Origin of the sequence: Pseudomonas sp. NPDC087615, from assembly GCF_044743445.1 — a bacterium.
Classification (GTDB): Bacteria; Pseudomonadota; Gammaproteobacteria; order Pseudomonadales; family Pseudomonadaceae; genus Aquipseudomonas; species Aquipseudomonas baetica_A.
Genome location: NZ_JBIUWM010000013.1, coordinates 1 through 17,120 on the forward strand (window position 1 = coordinate 1; position 17,120 = coordinate 17,120).

At 58.8% G+C, this 17,120-nt stretch carries 12 protein-coding genes and 1 pseudogene; 5 read left to right on the forward strand and 8 right to left on the reverse strand.

Annotated features, from left to right (window positions below; all coding sequences use genetic code 11):
• Positions 1 to 53: 53 nt before the first annotated feature.
• From ACIOU6_RS08745 to mtnA, 6 genes and pseudogenes are all read right to left on the reverse strand, one after another.
• Positions 54 to 905, reverse strand: a pseudogene (locus ACIOU6_RS08745) (prephenate dehydrogenase/arogenate dehydrogenase family protein); the annotation flags it as partial.
• Between the two features lie 28 nt (positions 906 to 933).
• The gene (gene hisC, locus ACIOU6_RS08750) at positions 934 to 2,046 is read right to left on the reverse strand and encodes a histidinol-phosphate transaminase (protein WP_221729261.1); all 1,113 of its coding nucleotides are present in this window, start codon (positions 2,044 to 2,046) and stop codon (positions 934 to 936) included.
• Positions 2,047 to 2,058: 12 nt separating this feature from the next.
• Positions 2,059 to 3,153 carry a prephenate dehydratase gene (gene pheA / locus ACIOU6_RS08755; protein ID WP_217873271.1) on the reverse strand — a complete coding sequence of 365 codons (1,095 nt, stop codon included), beginning with the start codon at positions 3,151 to 3,153 and terminating at the stop codon, positions 2,059 to 2,061.
• Positions 3,153 to 4,238 (reverse strand): 3-phosphoserine/phosphohydroxythreonine transaminase, encoded by a 1,086-nt coding sequence (gene serC / locus ACIOU6_RS08760; RefSeq protein ID WP_221729262.1) that lies wholly within the window; start codon positions 4,236 to 4,238, stop codon positions 3,153 to 3,155. The genes pheA and serC overlap by 1 nt, the downstream gene beginning before the upstream one ends.
• 110 nt (positions 4,239 to 4,348) lie before the next feature.
• Positions 4,349 to 7,138, reverse strand: a complete 2,790-nt coding sequence (gyrA, locus tag ACIOU6_RS08765) for a DNA gyrase subunit A (RefSeq protein WP_221729263.1) — start codon at positions 7,136 to 7,138, stop codon at positions 4,349 to 4,351.
• Positions 7,139 to 7,562: 424 nt separating this feature from the next.
• Positions 7,563 to 8,639, reverse strand: coding sequence for an S-methyl-5-thioribose-1-phosphate isomerase (gene mtnA, locus ACIOU6_RS08770; RefSeq protein ID WP_401135473.1), 1,077 nt, complete (start codon positions 8,637 to 8,639; stop codon positions 7,563 to 7,565).
• Positions 8,640 to 8,747: 108 nt separating this feature from the next.
• On the opposite strand from mtnA, the gene ACIOU6_RS08775 reads away from it, so the two are divergent.
• From ACIOU6_RS08775 to ACIOU6_RS08795, 5 genes are all read left to right on the forward strand, one after another.
• Positions 8,748 to 10,082, forward strand: a complete 1,335-nt coding sequence (locus tag ACIOU6_RS08775) for a TRZ/ATZ family hydrolase (protein WP_221729265.1) — start codon at positions 8,748 to 8,750, stop codon at positions 10,080 to 10,082.
• A 56-nt stretch (positions 10,083 to 10,138) separates the two neighbouring features.
• A complete protein-coding gene (gene ubiG, locus ACIOU6_RS08780) occupies positions 10,139 to 10,837 on the forward strand; it encodes a bifunctional 2-polyprenyl-6-hydroxyphenol methylase/3-demethylubiquinol 3-O-methyltransferase UbiG (RefSeq protein WP_221729266.1) in 699 nt (232 codons plus the stop codon).
• A gap of 4 nt (positions 10,838 to 10,841) precedes the next feature.
• The gene (gene mupP, locus ACIOU6_RS08785; RefSeq protein WP_221729267.1) at positions 10,842 to 11,513 is read left to right on the forward strand and encodes an N-acetylmuramic acid 6-phosphate phosphatase MupP; all 672 of its coding nucleotides are present in this window, start codon (positions 10,842 to 10,844) and stop codon (positions 11,511 to 11,513) included.
• Between the two features lie 75 nt (positions 11,514 to 11,588).
• Complete coding sequence (locus ACIOU6_RS08790; RefSeq protein WP_221729268.1) at positions 11,589 to 12,329, forward strand: YciK family oxidoreductase; 741 nt, start codon at positions 11,589 to 11,591, stop codon at positions 12,327 to 12,329.
• 361 nt (positions 12,330 to 12,690) lie between these two features.
• A complete protein-coding gene (locus ACIOU6_RS08795) occupies positions 12,691 to 13,617 on the forward strand; it encodes a GGDEF domain-containing protein (RefSeq protein ID WP_401135478.1) in 927 nt (308 codons plus the stop codon).
• 116 nt (positions 13,618 to 13,733) lie between these two features.
• On the opposite strand, the gene ACIOU6_RS08800 is transcribed toward ACIOU6_RS08795, so the two are convergent.
• A complete protein-coding gene (locus ACIOU6_RS08800) occupies positions 13,734 to 14,492 on the reverse strand; it encodes an iron-containing redox enzyme family protein (protein ID WP_260455454.1) in 759 nt (252 codons plus the stop codon).
• Positions 14,493 to 14,571: 79 nt separating this feature from the next.
• Positions 14,572 to 17,031, reverse strand: coding sequence for an EAL domain-containing protein (locus tag ACIOU6_RS08805; RefSeq protein WP_401135481.1), 2,460 nt, complete (start codon positions 17,029 to 17,031; stop codon positions 14,572 to 14,574).
• Positions 17,032 to 17,120 lie beyond the last annotated feature (89 nt).

The window sequence follows — 17,120 nt, forward strand, 5'->3', positions numbered from 1 at the left end:
ATCAGATCGTTGCAATTCATAGCGTCCACATAGGCCCAGCGGTCCAGGATTTAACTGAAATGCTCGCGGGAAACCCGGGCGCGAGTGAAAACGCCCAACAATTGGTGCCCATCCCCTGCATCGACCGCGTCGCGCAAGGCGTCGAGGTCGCTGCGAAATGTATCGAGTGTGCGCAGGACAGCCTCGCGATTGGCGAGGAAGATGTCGTGCCACATGACCGGGTCGCTTCCGGCGATTCTTGTGAAATCGCGGAAACCGCCAGCAGCGTAACGGAAGATCTCAAGATTTTCATTGCGTTTGGCCAACGAATCGACCAAACCGAAGGCCAGCAAGTGCGGCAAATGACTCGTCGCAGCCAGCACTTCGTCGTGGCGCTCGACCTGCATGTGCTCGACGTCGGCACCCAATTCACGCCATAGACGATCAACAACAGCCAGCGCGGCCGGATCGGTTTGCTCAAGCGGCGTCAGAATCACTTTGTGACGGCGGAACAGTCCAGCGTTGGAAGCCTCCACCCCGCTCTGCTCGGAGCCGGCAATCGGGTGCCCCGGCACGAAACGCGCCGGCATGCCGCCGAATGCCTCGGTCGCCGCACGCACCACGTTGCCCTTGGCGCTACCGACATCCGTCAGGATCGCCTGCCCCAGATCCATGCCCGCCAGACGGGCCAGCACTTTCTCCATGGCCAGAATCGGCACTGCCAATTGAATCACGTCAGCGCCACGGCATGCCGCTACCAAGTCATCTTCGCAGCGATCAACCACACCCAACTCGACCGCGAGCTTGCGCGATTGCGGGTCGAGATCGACCCCGACCACCTCGCGGCAGATACCGCTTTCACGCAAGCCTTTGGCAAATGAACCACCGATCAACCCCAGACCGACCACCACCAGGCGACCGATCATAGGCGCAGCAGATTGCAACGCAGTGACATCACCCACGAGCCAGAACCTTGCGCAGCGCTTCGAGGAAGCGACTGTTTTCCGCCGGCAGACCGATGGTCACCCGCAGGTGATTCGGCATACCGTAGTTAGCCACCGGACGCACGATCACGCCCTCAGCCAGCAAGCCTTGAAACACCGGGACCGCCACTTGGCCGAGGTCGACGCAAATGAAGTTGCCTTTGGATTCGATCCAGCTCAAACCCAACTCACGGAAACCTGCTTGCAGTTGTTGCATGCCGGCCTCATTGAGCTGACGGCTTTGCGCCAGATACTCTTCGTCCTTCAGCGCTGCACAGGCCGCAGCCAAGGCCAGGCTGTTGACGTTGAAGGGCTGGCGCACGCGGTTCAGCACGTCCGCCACCACCGCCGTGGACAGACCATAACCCACGCGCAATGCCGCCAGACCGTATGCCTTGGAGAAGGTGCGCGAAACCAGCAGATTCGGATACGCCGCCAGGAAATCCAGACCATCGGGCAAGTCGCTGCCCTCGGCGTACTCGATATAGGCCTCGTCCAGCACCACCAGCACATGCTCCGGAACGTCCTGCAGGAACTCGTCCAGCGCCTCTGCGCCGAACCAGGTACCGGTCGGGTTGTTCGGGTTGGCGATAAACACCACGCGGGTATTGGCATCAATGGCCGCGAGCATGGCCGGCAGGTCATGCCCCCAATCCTTGGCGGGGACTACTTTGGCCTGAGCGCCAACAGCTTGAGTCGCAATCGGGTACACCGCAAAAGCATGCTCGCTGAACACCGCGTTCAGGCCCGGCGCCAGATAGGCGCGCGCGACCAACTCGAGAATATCGTTGGAGCCGTTACCCAGAGTGACCTGGTTCAGCTCGACACGGCACTGCTCGGCCAGCAGGGATTTCAACGCAAAGCCGTTGCCATCCGGATAACGGGTCAGCTCGGCCAGCTCCTCGCGGATCGCCGCCAAGGCTTTCGGACTTGCACCCAGAGGGTTTTCGTTGCTGGCCAGTTTGACGATTTTCGCCGGATCCAGACCCAGCTCGCGCGCCAGTTCGTCCACAGGCTTGCCCGGAACGTACGGCGAAAGTTGTTGCACGCCCGGCTGTGCCAGAGCGAGGAAATTGCCACTCATTTGCTACCGCCCTTAGAGAACTGCTTTCGGGTAGGAACCCAGCACCTTGAGTGCTACCGCTTCCTGACTGATCTTTTCCAGTACACCTTTGACCAACGGATCACGGTGGTGGCCGACGAAGTCGATGAAGAACACATAGGTCCATTTGCCGCTGCGCGATGGACGGGTTTCGATGCGCGTCAGGTCAATGCCGTTGTCATGGAACGGCACCAGCAGCTCATGGAGCGCGCCAGGCTTGTTGCTCATGGACACAATGATCGACGTCTTGTCGTCACCGGTCGGCGGCACTTCCTGGTTACCGATCATCAGGAAGCGCGTGGAGTTGTCCGGGCGATCCTCGATTTTCTCGGCCAGACGGGTCAGACCATAGAGCCCAGCCGCCATATCACCGGCAATCGCCGCCGAGTTCCATTCACCTTTAACCCGTTTGGCCGCTTCGGCGTTGCTGGACACCGCCACGCGCTCGACATTCGGGTAATGCGCGTCCAGCCACTTGCGGCACTGCGCCAGCGACTGCGCGTGGGAATAGATGCGGCTGATGCTGTCGGTCTTGGTGTTTTCACCCACCAACAGATGATGGTGAATCCGCAGCTCGACTTCGCCACAGATGACCATGTCGTGCTCGAGGAAGCTGTCCAGCGTGTGGTTGACCGCGCCTTCGGTGGAGTTTTCCACCGGCACCACGCCGAAATTCACCGCACCGGCCGCCACTTCACGGAATACTTCGTCGATCGCTGCCATCGGCTTGCTGATCACCGCGTGACCGAAGTGCTTCATGGCCGCCGCTTGGGTGAAGGTGCCTTCAGGGCCGAGGTACGCCACTTTCAGCGGCTGCTCCAGCGCCAGGCACGAAGACATGATCTCGCGGAACAACCGCGCCATCTCTTCGTTGCCCAGCGGCCCCTGATTGCGCTCCATCACCCGCTTGAGCACCTGAGCTTCGCGCTCAGGACGATAGAACACCGGCACTTCGCCTTCGGCCAGCGAGGCCATCTTTACTCGCGCGACTTCCTGGGCGCAACGCGCACGCTCACTGATCAGTTCCATGACTTTGGTGTCCAGAGCGTCAATGCGAACGCGCAGTGCCTTGAGTTCTTGCTCGGACATCAGCCGTGTTCCTTCTCGAATTCAGCCATGTAGGCCACCAGCGCATTGACGGCGGTGATGTCGACGGCGTTGTAGATGGAGGCGCGCATACCGCCCACAGAGCGGTGACCCTTGAGGTTGAGCAAGCCGCGCTCATCAGCACCGACCAGGAACGGCTTGTCCAGACGATCATCAGCGAGACGGAATGGCACGTTCATCCACGAGCGATCCGATTTGTTGATCGGGTTGCTGTAGAGGCCGCTGGCGTCGATGAAGTCGTACAGCGTGCGCTGCTTGACATCGTTCAGCCTGGCGATGGCTTCAACGCCGCCCTGCTCTTTCAGCCACTGGAATACCAGACCAGACAAGTACCAGGCCAGAGTCGGCGGGGTGTTGTACATCGAGCCGTTATCGGCCGCGACTTTGTAGTTGAGCATGGTCGGGCACAGCGAGCGCGCCTTGCCCAGCAAGTCTTCGCGGATGATGTTGACCACGATGCCGCTCGGGCCGATGTTCTTCTGCGCACCGGCGTAGATCATGCCGAAACGCGAGATATCGACCGGACGCGAAAGGATGTCCGAGGACATATCGGCCACCAACGGCACGTCGCCGGTTTCCGGGATCCACTGGAATTCCAGACCGCCAATGGTTTCGTTCGGCGCGTAGTGAACGTAAGCGGCGTCCTTGGACAGATTCCACTCGTTCTGGCCCGGAATGGCGAAATAATCGTAAGGCTTGGCGGTAGCGGCGACGTTGACGTGACCGTAGCGCGAGGCTTCTTCGATGGCTTTCTGCGACCAGATACCGGTATCGATATAGTCGGCCGAGCCATTTTCCGGCAGCAGGTTCAGGGGAATCTGTGCAAACTGCTGGCTCGCGCCACCTTGCAAAAACAGCACTTTGTAGTTCGACGGGATATTCAGCAGGTCACGCAGATCCTGCTCGGCCTGGGTGGCAATGGACACGAACTCATCGCTGCGATGGCTCATTTCCATGACCGACAGCCCCTTGCCGTGCCAGTCAAGGAGTTCACCTTGAGCGCGTTGCAGGACAGCTTCGGGAAGCGCCGCAGGGCCGGCGCAGAAGTTATAGGCTCGCTTGCTCACATCCAATCTCGCTCTGACTTGGTGATACACAATAATTCGGTCATTCAGAAACTTTCATACCAGACAAATAACAAGGGGGCGAATTCTCATCCGCCCCCTCGCTTGTCCGCTTATTCCTGCGGTTCTTCGTCAGCTGCGGCGTCCAGTTGCTGATCTTCAACAGCGTCGTCGATCACGACCTCCGCGCCGGACACCAGCCCTTCTTCACCTTCGAGCTCTTCGCCCTCGACTTCCGACGGCTCCTGAACTCGCTCCAGACCGACCAGCGTTTCATCGGTGGCCAGCTTGATCAGGGTCACCCCTTGGGTGTTGCGACCCAGGCTGGAGACTTCATCAACGCGGGTCCGCACCAGCGTGCCCTGATCGGAAATCAGCATGATTTCCTCGCCTTCCTGAACCTGGATTGCACCGACGAGCTTGCCGTTGCGCTCTTTGGTGACCATTGCAATCACACCCTGACCACCGCGACCACGGCGAGGGAATTTGCTCAGCGCGGTGCGCTTGCCGAAACCACGCTCGGAAGCGGTCAGAATCTGCGCGCCCGACTCAGGAATCAGCATGGAGATCAGCTTCTGATCCTTGAGGATCCGCATGCCGCGGATACCGCGAGCACCACGACCCATTTCACGCACGGCGGCTTCAGCGAAACGAATCACCTTGCCAGCGTCGGAGAACAGCATGATTTCTTTCGCGCCATCAGTGATGGCAGCCGCGATCAACGTGTCACCTTCCTTCAGCTTCAGGGCGATCAAGCCATTGGAGCGCGGACGGGCGAAGCGTGCCAGCGGCGTCTTCTTGACGGTACCGGAAGCCGTGGCCATGAAGATGAATTCGCCAGTCGGCTCAGCGACCAGCTCGGCCGTTTCGCCGTCGATTTCTTCCAGCTCGGCAGCTTCTTCAGCTTCAACCACTTCGCCTTCGATGATCACATCGTCGGCATCATCTTCATCGTCAGCACCGGCGCGTTTTTGCAGGGCCTCAAGATCGATCTGCAGCATCGTGGTGATGGTTTCATCGGCTTCCAGCGGCAGCAGATTGACCAGCGGACGACCACGCGCGGCACGCGATGCCTCAGGAATTTCGTAAGTCTTCAGCCAGTACACCTTGCCTTTGCTGGAGAACAGCAACAGCGTGGAGTGACTGTTGGCAACCAGCAGGTGAGCAATGTAGTCCTCATCCTTGACGCCAGTCGCCGATTTGCCTTTACCGCCACGACGCTGAGCCTGGTACGCAGCCAACGGCTGGGTCTTGGCGTAGCCACCGTGGGAAATGGTCACAACGCGCTCTTCTTCCGGGATCATGTCGCCCAGAGTCAGGTCGAGGCGTGCATCGAGAATCTCGGTGCGACGCTGATCGCCGTATTCGGCACGGATCACTTCCAGCTCTTCGCGGATCACTTCCATCAGGCGCACGGCGCTGTTGAGGATGCGGATCAGCTCGCCGATCTGGTTGAGGATCTCTTGATACTCGGCCAGCAGCTTTTCGTGTTCCAGACCGGTCAGGCGGTGCAGACGCAGCTCCAGAATGGCTTGCGCCTGTTCTGGCGACAGGAAGTACTTGCCCTCGCGCAGACCGTATTGCGGGTCAAGGTTTTCCGGACGGCACGAATCGGCACCGGCACGCTCAACCATCGCCACCACCGCCGAGGATTCCCAAGGCGTGCTGATCAGCGCTTCCTTGGCTTCCGACGGCGTTGGCGACGCCTTGATCAGGGCGATCACCGGGTCGATGTTCGACAGGGCAACGGCCTGGCCTTCGAGAATGTGCCCACGCTCACGCGCTTTGCGCAGTTCGAACACGGTGCGGCGGGTGACAACTTCGCGACGGTGACGGACGAAGGCTTCCAGCAGATCCTTGAGGTTGAGGATCCGCGGACGGCCGTCGATCAGCGCAACGATGTTGATGCCGAACACCGATTGCAGCTGGGTCTGGGCGTAGAGGTTGTTGAGGATCACCTCTGGCACTTCGCCGCGACGCAGTTCGATCACGACGCGCATACCGTCCTTGTCGGACTCGTCGCGCAGCTCGGTAATACCTTCGAGTTTCTTCTCTTTTACCAGCTCGGCGATCTTCTCGATCAGACGCGCCTTGTTCAACTGGTAAGGGAGTTCGGTGATGACGATCTGCTGACGGCCACCGACCTTGTCGATGTCTTCAACGATCGAACGCGCACGCATGTAAATGCGCCCGCGACCGGTGCGGTAGGCTTCGATGATACCGGCGCGACCGTTGATGATCGCGGCGGTCGGGAAGTCCGGACCGGGAATGTATTGCATCAGCTCGTCGACAGTCAGCTCGGGATTGTCGATGAGCGCCAGGCAACCGTCGATGACTTCACCGAGGTTGTGCGGCGGGATGTTGGTCGCCATGCCCACGGCGATACCGCTGGAACCGTTGACCAGCAGATTGGGAATACGGGTTGGCATGACCGCCGGGATCATTTCAGTGCCGTCGTAGTTCGGCACCCAGTCCACGGTTTCCTTGTGCAGGTCAGCCAGCAACTCGTGCGCCAGCTTGGTCATGCGCACTTCGGTGTATCGCATGGCCGCGGCGTTGTCGCCGTCCACCGAACCGAAGTTGCCCTGACCGTCGACCAGCAGATAACGCAGCGAGAATGGCTGCGCCATACGGACGATGGTGTCGTAGACCGCTGTATCACCGTGCGGGTGATACTTACCGATCACGTCACCGACAACACGGGCAGATTTCTTGTACGGCTTGTTGAAGTCGTTGCCCAGCTCGCTCATCGCGAACAGCACGCGACGGTGCACGGGCTTCAAGCCATCGCGCGCATCCGGCAGTGCACGGCCGACGATCACGCTCATCGCGTAATCGAGGTAGGACTGTTTCAGCTCGTCTTCGATATTGACCGGGAGGATTTCTTTGGCCAGTTCGCCCATGAGAAGCTCGATTCCTTTTTCTGGTGAAACCTCGTCATATCCATAGGGATCACGAAGCTCGTCGATGCAGGCTGAGTGCCATGCGCCGACTTACGACAAATCAACAAGTTGGACCCTGGATTTGCGCAGTGAAGACAACCCCGTGGGACTGCCTCGGAAAACGCCGGATGCTACCACAATCGCCGCCACGCACCTATCCCCCACAAGCGCATGGAGCATAGTTAGTTAGCCGGTAATCGCCTGAAAGGGGGACGAGAGACGCTTAGAGCCTCTTCGAATGCAGAATCGGAGGCTTGTTTACCTATGTTTATTGACTTTTAAGGCCTCATCGCTGGCGCGCCCACTCCCACAGGAGCGGTGGCGGTCACTGAACCCGTGGGAGCTGACTTGCCAACGATGAGGCCCTTTGAGGCACAACAGCCCGTTAATGCAGGCGCTTGCGGCACATCAACTGGGCCATTTTGGCGGTATCCGGACGTTCGACGATGCCCTTCTCGGTCACGATCGCGTCGATCAGATCCGCCGGCGTCACGTCAAACACCGGGTTGAACGCCTCAACATCTGCGCCGACACGCTTGCCGCCCACTTCCAGCAACTCGGCTCCGTCACGCTCCTCAATCGGGATGTCATCACCACTGGCCAGGTTCATGTCGATGGTCGAACTCGGCGCTACCACCATGAAACGCACGCCGTGGTGCATCGCATTGACCGCCAGTTGATAGGTGCCGATCTTGTTCGCCACGTCGCCGTTGGCGGTAATCCGGTCAGCACCGACGATTACCCAGGTCACGCCTTTGGTTTTCATGATGTGCGCCGCGGCGGAGTCGGCATTAACGGTCACCGGGATACCTTCGTTGACCAGTTCCCAGGCCGTCAGGCGCGAGCCTTGCAGCCACGGGCGGGTTTCGTCGGCGTAAACGCGCTCAACCATACCTTCAAGGAACGCCGCACGAATGACACCCAGCGCTGTACCGAATCCGCCCGTCGCCAGCGCGCCAGTGTTGCAGTGGGTGAGAATCGCCTGAGCATTGCCCTGATGCTTACGAATCAGGTCGACACCCAGTTGCGCCATGGTCAGGTTGGCTTCGCGGTCACTTTCATGAATTGAGATCGCCTCGGCTTCCAGTGCCGCCAGCGGATCGGCATTGTCTTTCAGGCGCTCGAGCCGATCACGCATGCGACCCAGCGCCCAGAACAGGTTGACCGCGGTCGGACGAGAGTCGGCCAACAGCGCGAAGTCTTCTTCCAGCACCGCACGCCAATCGCCACCTTCGACAATCCGCGCACGCGCCGCGAGTACCATGCCATAGGCCGCACTGATGCCAATGGCTGGCGCGCCACGCACCACCATCGAGCGAATCGCCTCGGACACGCCGGCGGCGCTCGTGCAGGCGATCCAGGTTTCCTCGAACGGTAAAATACGCTGATCCAGCAGGTGGAGCGCGCCGTCTCGCCAATCGATGGCCTTCACTTTCTCCGCAGCCAACAGTCGATCGCGCATCCCTAACCCCGCACTCATGAACAAAAGCCGCCGATTATAGCGATCCCCCCGCGAAGACGCTCGGGTATACTTCGCCATCCTTTACAAAAGCACCGGAACCGACCCTCGATGCCGACACCTGCCATTGCGCTCGACTTATTATTGCTGCCGACCTGGCTGGTACCCGTCGAACCTGCAGGCGTTGTGCTCAAGGAGCACGGCTTGGGCATCCGCGACGGTCGCATCGTGTTTATCGGCCCACGCGCCGAAGCATTGAAGTGTAACGCCACACAAATCCGCGAATTGCCGGACATGCTGCTCAGCCCCGGCCTGATCAATGCTCACGGCCACGCCGCGATGACACTGTTCCGCGGTCTGGCCGATGACTTACCGCTGATGACCTGGCTGGAAAACCATATCTGGCCGGCCGAAGCCAAATGGGTCGATGAAGATTTTGTCCGAGATGGTACTGATCTGGCCATCGCCGAACAGATCAAGGGCGGCATCACCTGTTTCTCGGACATGTATTTCTTCCCGAAAGTTGCCAGCGAGTGCGTGCACAACAGCGGCATTCGCGCGCAAATCGCGATTCCTGTCCTCGACTTCCCGATACCCGGCGCCAGCAACGCTGATGAAGCCATTCGTCAGGGCGTCGAGTTGTTCGGTGATCTGAAGCACCACGAACGGATCAAGATCACCTTCGGCCCCCATGCACCCTATACCGTCAGCGATGAGAACCTCGAGAAGATCCGCGTGATTGCCGAGGAACTGGATGCATCGATCCACATGCACGTCCACGAAACCGCCTTCGAAGTGCAGCAAGCGGTAGAACAACGCGGCGAGCGGCCACTGGCCCGCCTCGGCCGCCTGGGCCTGCTTGGCCCGCGCTTCCAGGCCGTACACATGACCCAGATCAGCGATGACGATCTGGCGTTGCTGGTAGAAAGCAACACCAGCGTGATCCACTGCCCCGAATCGAACCTGAAGCTGGCCAGCGGTTTTTGCCCGGTCGAGCGTTTGTGGCAGGCTGGCGTGAATGTGGCTGTCGGCACTGACGGTGCGGCGAGCAACAATGATCTCGACCTGCTGGGTGAAACCCGCACTGCCGCGCTGCTGGCCAAGGCCGTCGCCGGCTCTGCCACCGCGCTGGACGCCCACCGCGCCCTGCGCATGGCCACGCTCAATGGCGCCCGAGCGCTGGGGATCGAAGCGCAAGTCGGCTCGCTGGAAATCGGCAAAGCCGCCGACATCGTCGCCTTCGACCTGTCGGGCCTGGCGCAGCAACCGGTCTATGACCCGGTTTCGCAGCTTATATATGCCACCGGCCGCGACTGCGTGAAACACCTGTGGGTTGACGGCAAGCAACTGCTTGAGGACCGGCGCCTGACACGCCTGGATGAAGCACAACTGGGCGCCACCGCCCGTGCCTGGGGCCAGCGCATCAGTGGCCACACCGAATCGTAAACACTGCGCATAACCTGCGCAGCTACAACCTTTTTCAAGTTTTAGAGGAATGGAACATGAGCAACGTCGACCACGCCGAAATCGCCAAATTCGAAGCCCTGGCCCATCGCTGGTGGGACCGTGAAAGCGAATTCAAACCGCTGCACGACATCAACCCGCTGCGGGTCAACTGGATTGACGAACGGGTCAACCTGGCCGGCAAGAAAGTGCTCGACGTTGGTTGCGGCGGCGGCATCCTCAGCGAAGCCATGGCCCAACGCGGTGCCACCGTAATGGGCATCGACATGGGCGAAGCGCCGCTGGCGGTCGCGCAATTGCATCAACTGGAATCCGGCGTCAGCGTCGAATACCGCCAGATCACCGCCGAAGACCTGGCTGAAGAAATGCCCGAGCAATTCGACGTGGTCACCTGCCTCGAAATGCTCGAACATGTGCCGGATCCTTCGTCGGTCATTCGCGCCTGCTTCCGCATGGTCAAACCCGGCGGCCAGGTGTTCTTCTCGACCATCAACCGCAACCCGAAGGCCTACCTGTTCGCCATCATCGGCGCCGAATACATCATGAAGTTGCTGCCGCGTGGCACCCACGACTTCAAAAAATTCATCCGCCCGTCCGAGCTTGGCGCCTGGAGCCGCATGGCCGGCCTGACCGTCAAGGACATCATCGGCCTGACTTACAACCCGCTGACCAAGCACTACAAGCTGGCCAACGACGTTGACGTCAACTACATGATCCAGACCCTGCGCGAGGAATAAGCCGATGGCCATCAGAGCAGTCCTTTTCGACATGGACGGCACCCTGCTCGACACGGCACCAGACTTCATCGCCATCTGCCAGGCGATGCGCGCAGATCGTGGTTTGCCGCCAATCAACGACAAGCACATCCGCGACGAGATCTCCGGCGGCGCCAAAGCCATGGTTGCGGTGACGTTTTCGATGGACCCGGAATCGCCGGGGTTTGAAGAGTTGCGCCTGGAATTCCTCGAGCGCTACCTCGTCGGCTGCGCGGTGCACAGCAAGCTGTTCGACGGCATGGGCGAACTGCTGGCTGATATCGAAAAGGCCAACTTGATCTGGGGCGTGGTGACCAACAAGCCGCTGCGCTTCGCCGAGCCGATCATGCAGCAGTTGGGACTGGCCGAGCGTTCGGCGCTGCTGATCTGCCCGGATCATGTCAAAAACAGCAAGCCGGATCCGGAGCCGCTGATCCTGGCGTGCAAGATGCTTGATCTGGATCCGTCGACGGTTTTGTTTGTGGGCGATGATCTGCGCGATATCGAATCCGGGCGCGACGCTGGCACCAAGACTTGTGCGGTGACGTTTGGCTACATCCATCCCGACGACAACCCGCGGCATTGGGGCGCGGATGTGGTGGTGGATCATCCTCTGGAGTTGCGCAAGGTGCTCGATAGCGCGCTCTGCAGTTGCTGAGACTTGACGCAGAGCGTCATTGGCTGCTTTCCCATGCGGAGCGTGGGAATGATCTGACTCTTGATGAGGTTTTTTATGTTTGATTACACAGCTCGTCCCGAATTGCTCAAGGACCGGGTCATTCTGGTCACCGGTGCCGGTCGTGGCATCGGCGCGGCTGCCGCGAAAACCTACGCTGCCCATGGCGCAACCGTTTTGCTGCTGGGCAAGACTGAAGCCAATCTGACACAGGTCTACGACGAAATCGAAGCTGCAGGGCACCCCCAGCCGGCGGTGATTCCGTTCAATCTCGAGACCGCACTGCCCCATCAGTACGATGAACTGGCTGCAATGATCGAAGCCGAATTCGGCCACCTCGACGGCCTGCTGCATAACGCCTCGATCATCGGCCCGCGCACGCCCATCGAGCAGTTGTCCGGCGAAAACTTCATGCGTGTCATGCAGGTCAACGTCAATGCCATGTTCATGTTGACCAGCACTTTGCTGCCGCTGCTCAAGCTGTCGCAGGATGCTTCGGTGGTGTTCACTTCGAGCAGCGTCGGACGCAAGGGACGTGCTTATTGGGGAGCCTATGGCGTTTCAAAATTCGCCACCGAGGGCCTGATGCAAACCCTGGCCGATGAAGTCGACGGTGTGGCGCCAGTACGCTCCAACAGCATCAACCCGGGCGGCACTCGCACCAGCATGCGCGCTCAAGCCTATCCGGGGGAAAATCCGCTGAACAATCCAACGCCCGAGGAAATCATGCCGGTCTACCTCTACCTGATGGGCCCGGACAGCACCGGCATCAATGGTCAGGCATTCAACGCGCAGTAATGCCATACGTCGCATTTGTAGCCGTGGCGGATTTCCGTCGCGGCATGCATTAACCGTTATTGGCCGTCACAATACAGTCAAATAACCAGCACACCTTTACCTTCTGAAAACTCAAGTTATTGATTCATATAGATTTAAATAAAACCGAACTGAATGGCACGACTTTCGCTCTAATTTTCCTCAAAGCATGCCGTGTGAAGGCAATGGGGCAAGACCTGATTCGATAGCTCACTAATCGTCATCAGGCAGACTAGACTTACACCAAATGTCCTACGGGACTGATGGATCAGTACGACACGCAGCCCATAGCCGCTCTCACCCAGCCTGTAAGACAGACTTACTGCTTAGGGGCTCACGCCATATGAAATCACCTTCCCAGACCAATGCAATTGACTTCGACAGTGCCAAATTGCAGCGCCTGGGTTTCGGTCAGCAGCCGCCTCTTCTGGAGCGGCCCGCCAGTCTTGCGCAATTGCGCCAGCAACTGAGCCTGCAACTGCAAACCAGTCTTGAACCGCAACGCATTCTCGGCCTGTTCTTTCGCGAGGTTCAGCGCCTTGTGCCACTGGATGCCTTGAGCTACGTGCATCAGGGCAGTGATCTGCGCCTGGAGTTCGGCACCCGAGGCCATCACTCGGTCAGCTACAGCCTCAGCCACGAGGGCGAGCACATGGGTGAACTGGTATTCCGCCGAAATCAGCGCTTCAACGATCAGGAGCAGGGGCATCTTGAATCGCTGCTGTCGTCGTTGCTGTATCCGATGCGCAACGCCCTGCTATACCGCGCGGCGACCCAGAGCGCAATGCGCGACTCTCTGACCGGTACTGGCAACCGCATTGCGATGGACCAGACCCTGCAACGCGAAATCGAGATGTCACGTCGCCACCTGCAACCATTGTCGGTATTGATGCTGGATATCGACCATTTCAAGCGGGTCAACGACAGTCACGGGCATAGCGCTGGCGATGACGTACTCAAAGCCGTTGCCGCCTCAATCAAAGGTCAATTGCGCAACGTCGACATGGTGTTTCGTTATGGCGGGGAAGAGTTCCTGATCCTGCTGTCCAACACCAGCCGGGAAGCGGCTGCTCTGGTCGGTGAGCGTTTGCGCTACGCCGCACAGGCTAATGATTATTACGCTGACGGCCAGTTGATCGAGCTGACGGTGAGCCTGGGTTGCTCGACCCTGCTGCCGGGTGAATCGGCAGAAAGCCTGCTGCGTCGCGCTGACAGTGCGTTGTATGTGGCCAAGCGTGAAGGCCGGAATCGATTGGCAATGGCGGGTTAGTTCTACCGAACGACCAAACAGTGTGGGAGCGGGCTTGCTCGCGAACAGGGTGTGTCAGTCAGCAGTTGTTAGACTGCTACACCGCTTTCGCGAGCAAGCCCGCGCCCACAGTTACATCAGCTTTCGACTACTGCCCTGCGTTCACGCACCAACAAACGCTCGGATGTTTCGAGCTGCATGCAGCGTTCCAAAAACAGATACATGTAGTCGTAGCTCTTGCAGATCGCCTGACGCAACTCGACCTGCAGGGCCTTGCTCGGATTCATTCCAGCCAGGGTGCAAATGATTTCCAGCGCCTCCCAAGGGTGGGCATCGTCATACTGCGCGTGCATCTTCAGCCACTTCATCGCCCGCTTTCGATCTTCCTCCGGGAATGCAGCGGCATACACGCCAGTAGAACAAACCAGTGCAGACCACTCCCCGGTCGCGCCCTCGATTGCATAGTTGGTGGCCGCGATAGCCACGATCAGCGAATCCGCCGAACTGGTGTGCCAGCACCAATGACTCAAGGCGTGCAGCTCGGGCGGCACATGCTGGGCCTGCAGATCTTCCAGGCTCACACCGTGCGCACGACTCCAGTGCACCCAGTAATCGGCGTGATTCAGCTCGACGCGGATATTGCGCATCAGCCAGCGCCGCGCCATGTCTTCACCGGGGTGACGGGCGAATTTGGTCTTGGTCAGGTTCTGCGCCATGTAAAGAGCGAATTGCTCAACCACCGGCCAACCCCCGATCAGGTATTGGCGCATGGTTTTGGCGCTGAGCTTGTTATCACGCATGCGCAGGTACAACTCATGTTCGACAACCCGGCGCTTGCTCTCGCTGCAATCCTCAATCAGCTGTTGTGCCCAGCCTGGATAACTTGCAGCTTCCATGAGCGGTCCGGCTCGGTTGAATGTGTCGATCACTGTTCGGCTCCTTTTGATTTGTGATTGTAAGGATCGGCGAGAGACTTCAACGGAACGTGCCAGGCGCTTTGAACAACAACGGCTGCGGTCTGGCGGGCCGACTTTGCAAACTGTCACAGGTAAACAATTGCGGTCGTTCAATGACATAACCCTGAGCGTAATCCACTCCAATTTCAAGCAATGCCTGCTCGATCTGGGTTGTTTCGACAAACTCGGCAATTGTCTGCTTACCCATGACATGCCCGATGTGATTGATCACTTCGACCATTGCTCGGTTAATCGGGTCGTCCAGCATATCTTTTACGAAACTCCCGTCGATCTTCAGGAAGTCTACAGGCAAATGTTTCAAATAAGCGAATGAAGACATTCCGGCACAAAAATCGTCCAACGAGAAATAACAACCCAAGCCTTTGAGTTCATTAATAAATCTAATTGCACTGCCCAAGTTTGAAATTGCACTGGTTTCAGTAATTTCAAAACAAATCATTTCAGGCGGTATCGAATAGTTAACAAACTGTTCGCGCAGAAAGTGCAAAAACGCGTCATCTCCTATAGTAATACCTGACAGATTAATCGCACACATCGCTAATGGGCCTTTATGCTCTTGTGCAATACATTGAGCAATTACCTTAAATACGTTTTGCACGACCCAGCGATCCAACTGGCTCATCAAGCCATAACGTTCGGCGGCGGGAATGAAACTGTCCGGCAGAATCATCCGTCCGGCCTCGTCATGCAGACGCAGCAGGATTTCAATGTGCCCCCCTTTGCCGTCACTCGGCTTCAGCGGTGAGATTTCCTGGGCGTAAAGACAAAAACGGTTCTCTTCCAGCGCCATGTGCAGACGTTGTACCCAGGCCATTTCACCAAAGCGCAGCGACAGTTCGGAATCGTCGGCGTGGTAGACCTGCACACGGTTGCGGCCCTTTTCCTTGGCCATGTAACAGGCCATATCAGCAGCGCGCAGCGAAGCTTCTAGCGTCGCCGGGGTTTGCACGACATGCACCAGACCGATACTCACAGTGGTCAGGAATGGCCGCCCTTTCCAGACAAAATGCAGGTTCTGCACGGTCTGGCGCAGCGCCTCGGCAATTTTCTCCGCCGCTTCCGGCGCGCAGTTTTCCAACAGAATGCCGAACTCGTCACCTCCGAGCCGCGCCAGGGTGTCGCCCTCACGCAGCCCCGATTGCAGCAAGGTGCAAATGTGCCGCAGCAGTTCATCACCCGCTGCATGGCCGCAGGTGTCGTTGACCAACTTGAACTGATCCAGATCGAGGAACATCAGCGCATGCCGCCCGGACTGGCGCGAAAGGTTATGCAGCGCTTGCTCCAAGCGATATTCGAACTCACGGCGGTTCGCCAGCCCGGTCAGCGCATCATGGGTGGCCTGCCACGAAAGATTGGCGATGTATTGCCGCTCCTGGGTCATGTCGTGCAGCACCAGCACGGTACCGCTGACGTTCCCGGCATTGCGAATCGGCGCACCGACCAGCGTCACCGACAGCGTGCTGCCATCCAGGCGCTGAATCAGTTTGGAGTGTTCACTGCCGCCACTGAGATGGCCACTAAGAATATGTTCGATCAGGGTCAGGCCTTCGGCCTGGGCATTGTCGTCGAGCAAGTTGAACAGCGCCGCCAGCGGTAGACCGGCTGCATGCTCGGCCTTCCAGTGGGTCATGGCTTCGGCGGCGGGGTTCATGTAATCGATGGCGCCGGAAACGTCGGTGGTGATGACGCCATCGCCAATCGACTGCAGCGTGACATGCGCCCGATCCTTCTCCAACTGAAGGGCCTGGGCAAAAGCATGGCGTTGTTTGAGCAGTTTGTGCGTGCGCCATAAAGCCAGCACGATAAGCCCCAGCGCCGTGGCCAGGTTGGTGAACAACAGCAGACGCAAGATCATCCGCGAGCCTTCACCCAGGGCATCACTGAACGCTTTCGCCGCCGGGGTCACGCCATCGTTGATCGCCAGAATCCGCGTCTTCCAGCGCTGGATATCGGCACTGCTGGCAGTGTTGTGCAAGATGCTCTGGTGCATTTCGCGCGCCACGTCATTGAGTTCGACCAGATAAGCGTCACCCACCGTCCAGCGGTCGATTGCGGTTTCCAGATAACTGAAATGGCGGAAGTTGAGGTACAGCCAGATCAGGCTGGGGACGTCGTCCGGATGGTTGCCGCCCTTGAGAATGCCTTCGCGCGCAGCGGTCAGGTCCGGCGGCTGGTGATCCAGCGCCAGGCGCAATTGATGGCCGCCCTGAGGCACGGCAATCGCCTTTTTGTACTTGAGAAAAATCGTTTCGTCACGACTATCGGCGTACAGATTGAGGTAATAAATGGCGTCTTTCTGCCCCTTGGACCAGAGGCTCTCACCCGCGACATAACCGCGAACGGCCGACAGCACGTAAAGACTCATCCCTCCCAATAAAGCCTGAAACAACACGACAGCAATGAATGGCCAGACGATGCCCAACAACCGTGGCGTTCCGAGAGTCCGCTTCTGATTCATGAGGTCCCTTGCGCAAGCACTGCCAGATATACACCGGGAAATACCGCTCCTGACAGCTCAGCCTAGGCTAATTTTCGACATGTCGAAGC

Excerpts from the sequence above, each read along its gene's own strand:
- hisC (WP_221729261.1), bottom strand. The coding sequence starts at position 2,046 with ATGAGTGGCAATTTCCTCGCTCTGGCACAGCCGGGCGTGCAACAACTT.
- pheA (WP_217873271.1), bottom strand. The coding sequence starts at position 3,153 with ATGTCCGAGCAAGAACTCAAGGCACTGCGCGTTCGCATTGACGCTCTG.
- gyrA (WP_221729263.1), bottom strand. The coding sequence starts at position 7,138 with ATGGGCGAACTGGCCAAAGAAATCCTCCCGGTCAATATCGAAGACGAG.
- mtnA (WP_401135473.1), bottom strand. The coding sequence starts at position 8,639 with ATGCGCGATCGACTGTTGGCTGCGGAGAAAGTGAAGGCCATCGATTGG.
- ACIOU6_RS08775 (WP_221729265.1), top strand. The coding sequence starts at position 8,748 with ATGCCGACACCTGCCATTGCGCTCGACTTATTATTGCTGCCGACCTGG.
- ubiG (WP_221729266.1), top strand. The coding sequence starts at position 10,139 with ATGAGCAACGTCGACCACGCCGAAATCGCCAAATTCGAAGCCCTGGCC.
- mupP (WP_221729267.1), top strand. The coding sequence starts at position 10,842 with ATGGCCATCAGAGCAGTCCTTTTCGACATGGACGGCACCCTGCTCGAC.
- ACIOU6_RS08790 (WP_221729268.1), top strand. The coding sequence starts at position 11,589 with ATGTTTGATTACACAGCTCGTCCCGAATTGCTCAAGGACCGGGTCATT.
- ACIOU6_RS08795 (WP_401135478.1), top strand. The coding sequence starts at position 12,691 with ATGAAATCACCTTCCCAGACCAATGCAATTGACTTCGACAGTGCCAAA.
- ACIOU6_RS08800 (WP_260455454.1), bottom strand. The coding sequence starts at position 14,492 with ATGGAAGCTGCAAGTTATCCAGGCTGGGCACAACAGCTGATTGAGGAT.
- ACIOU6_RS08805 (WP_401135481.1), bottom strand. The coding sequence starts at position 17,031 with ATGAATCAGAAGCGGACTCTCGGAACGCCACGGTTGTTGGGCATCGTC.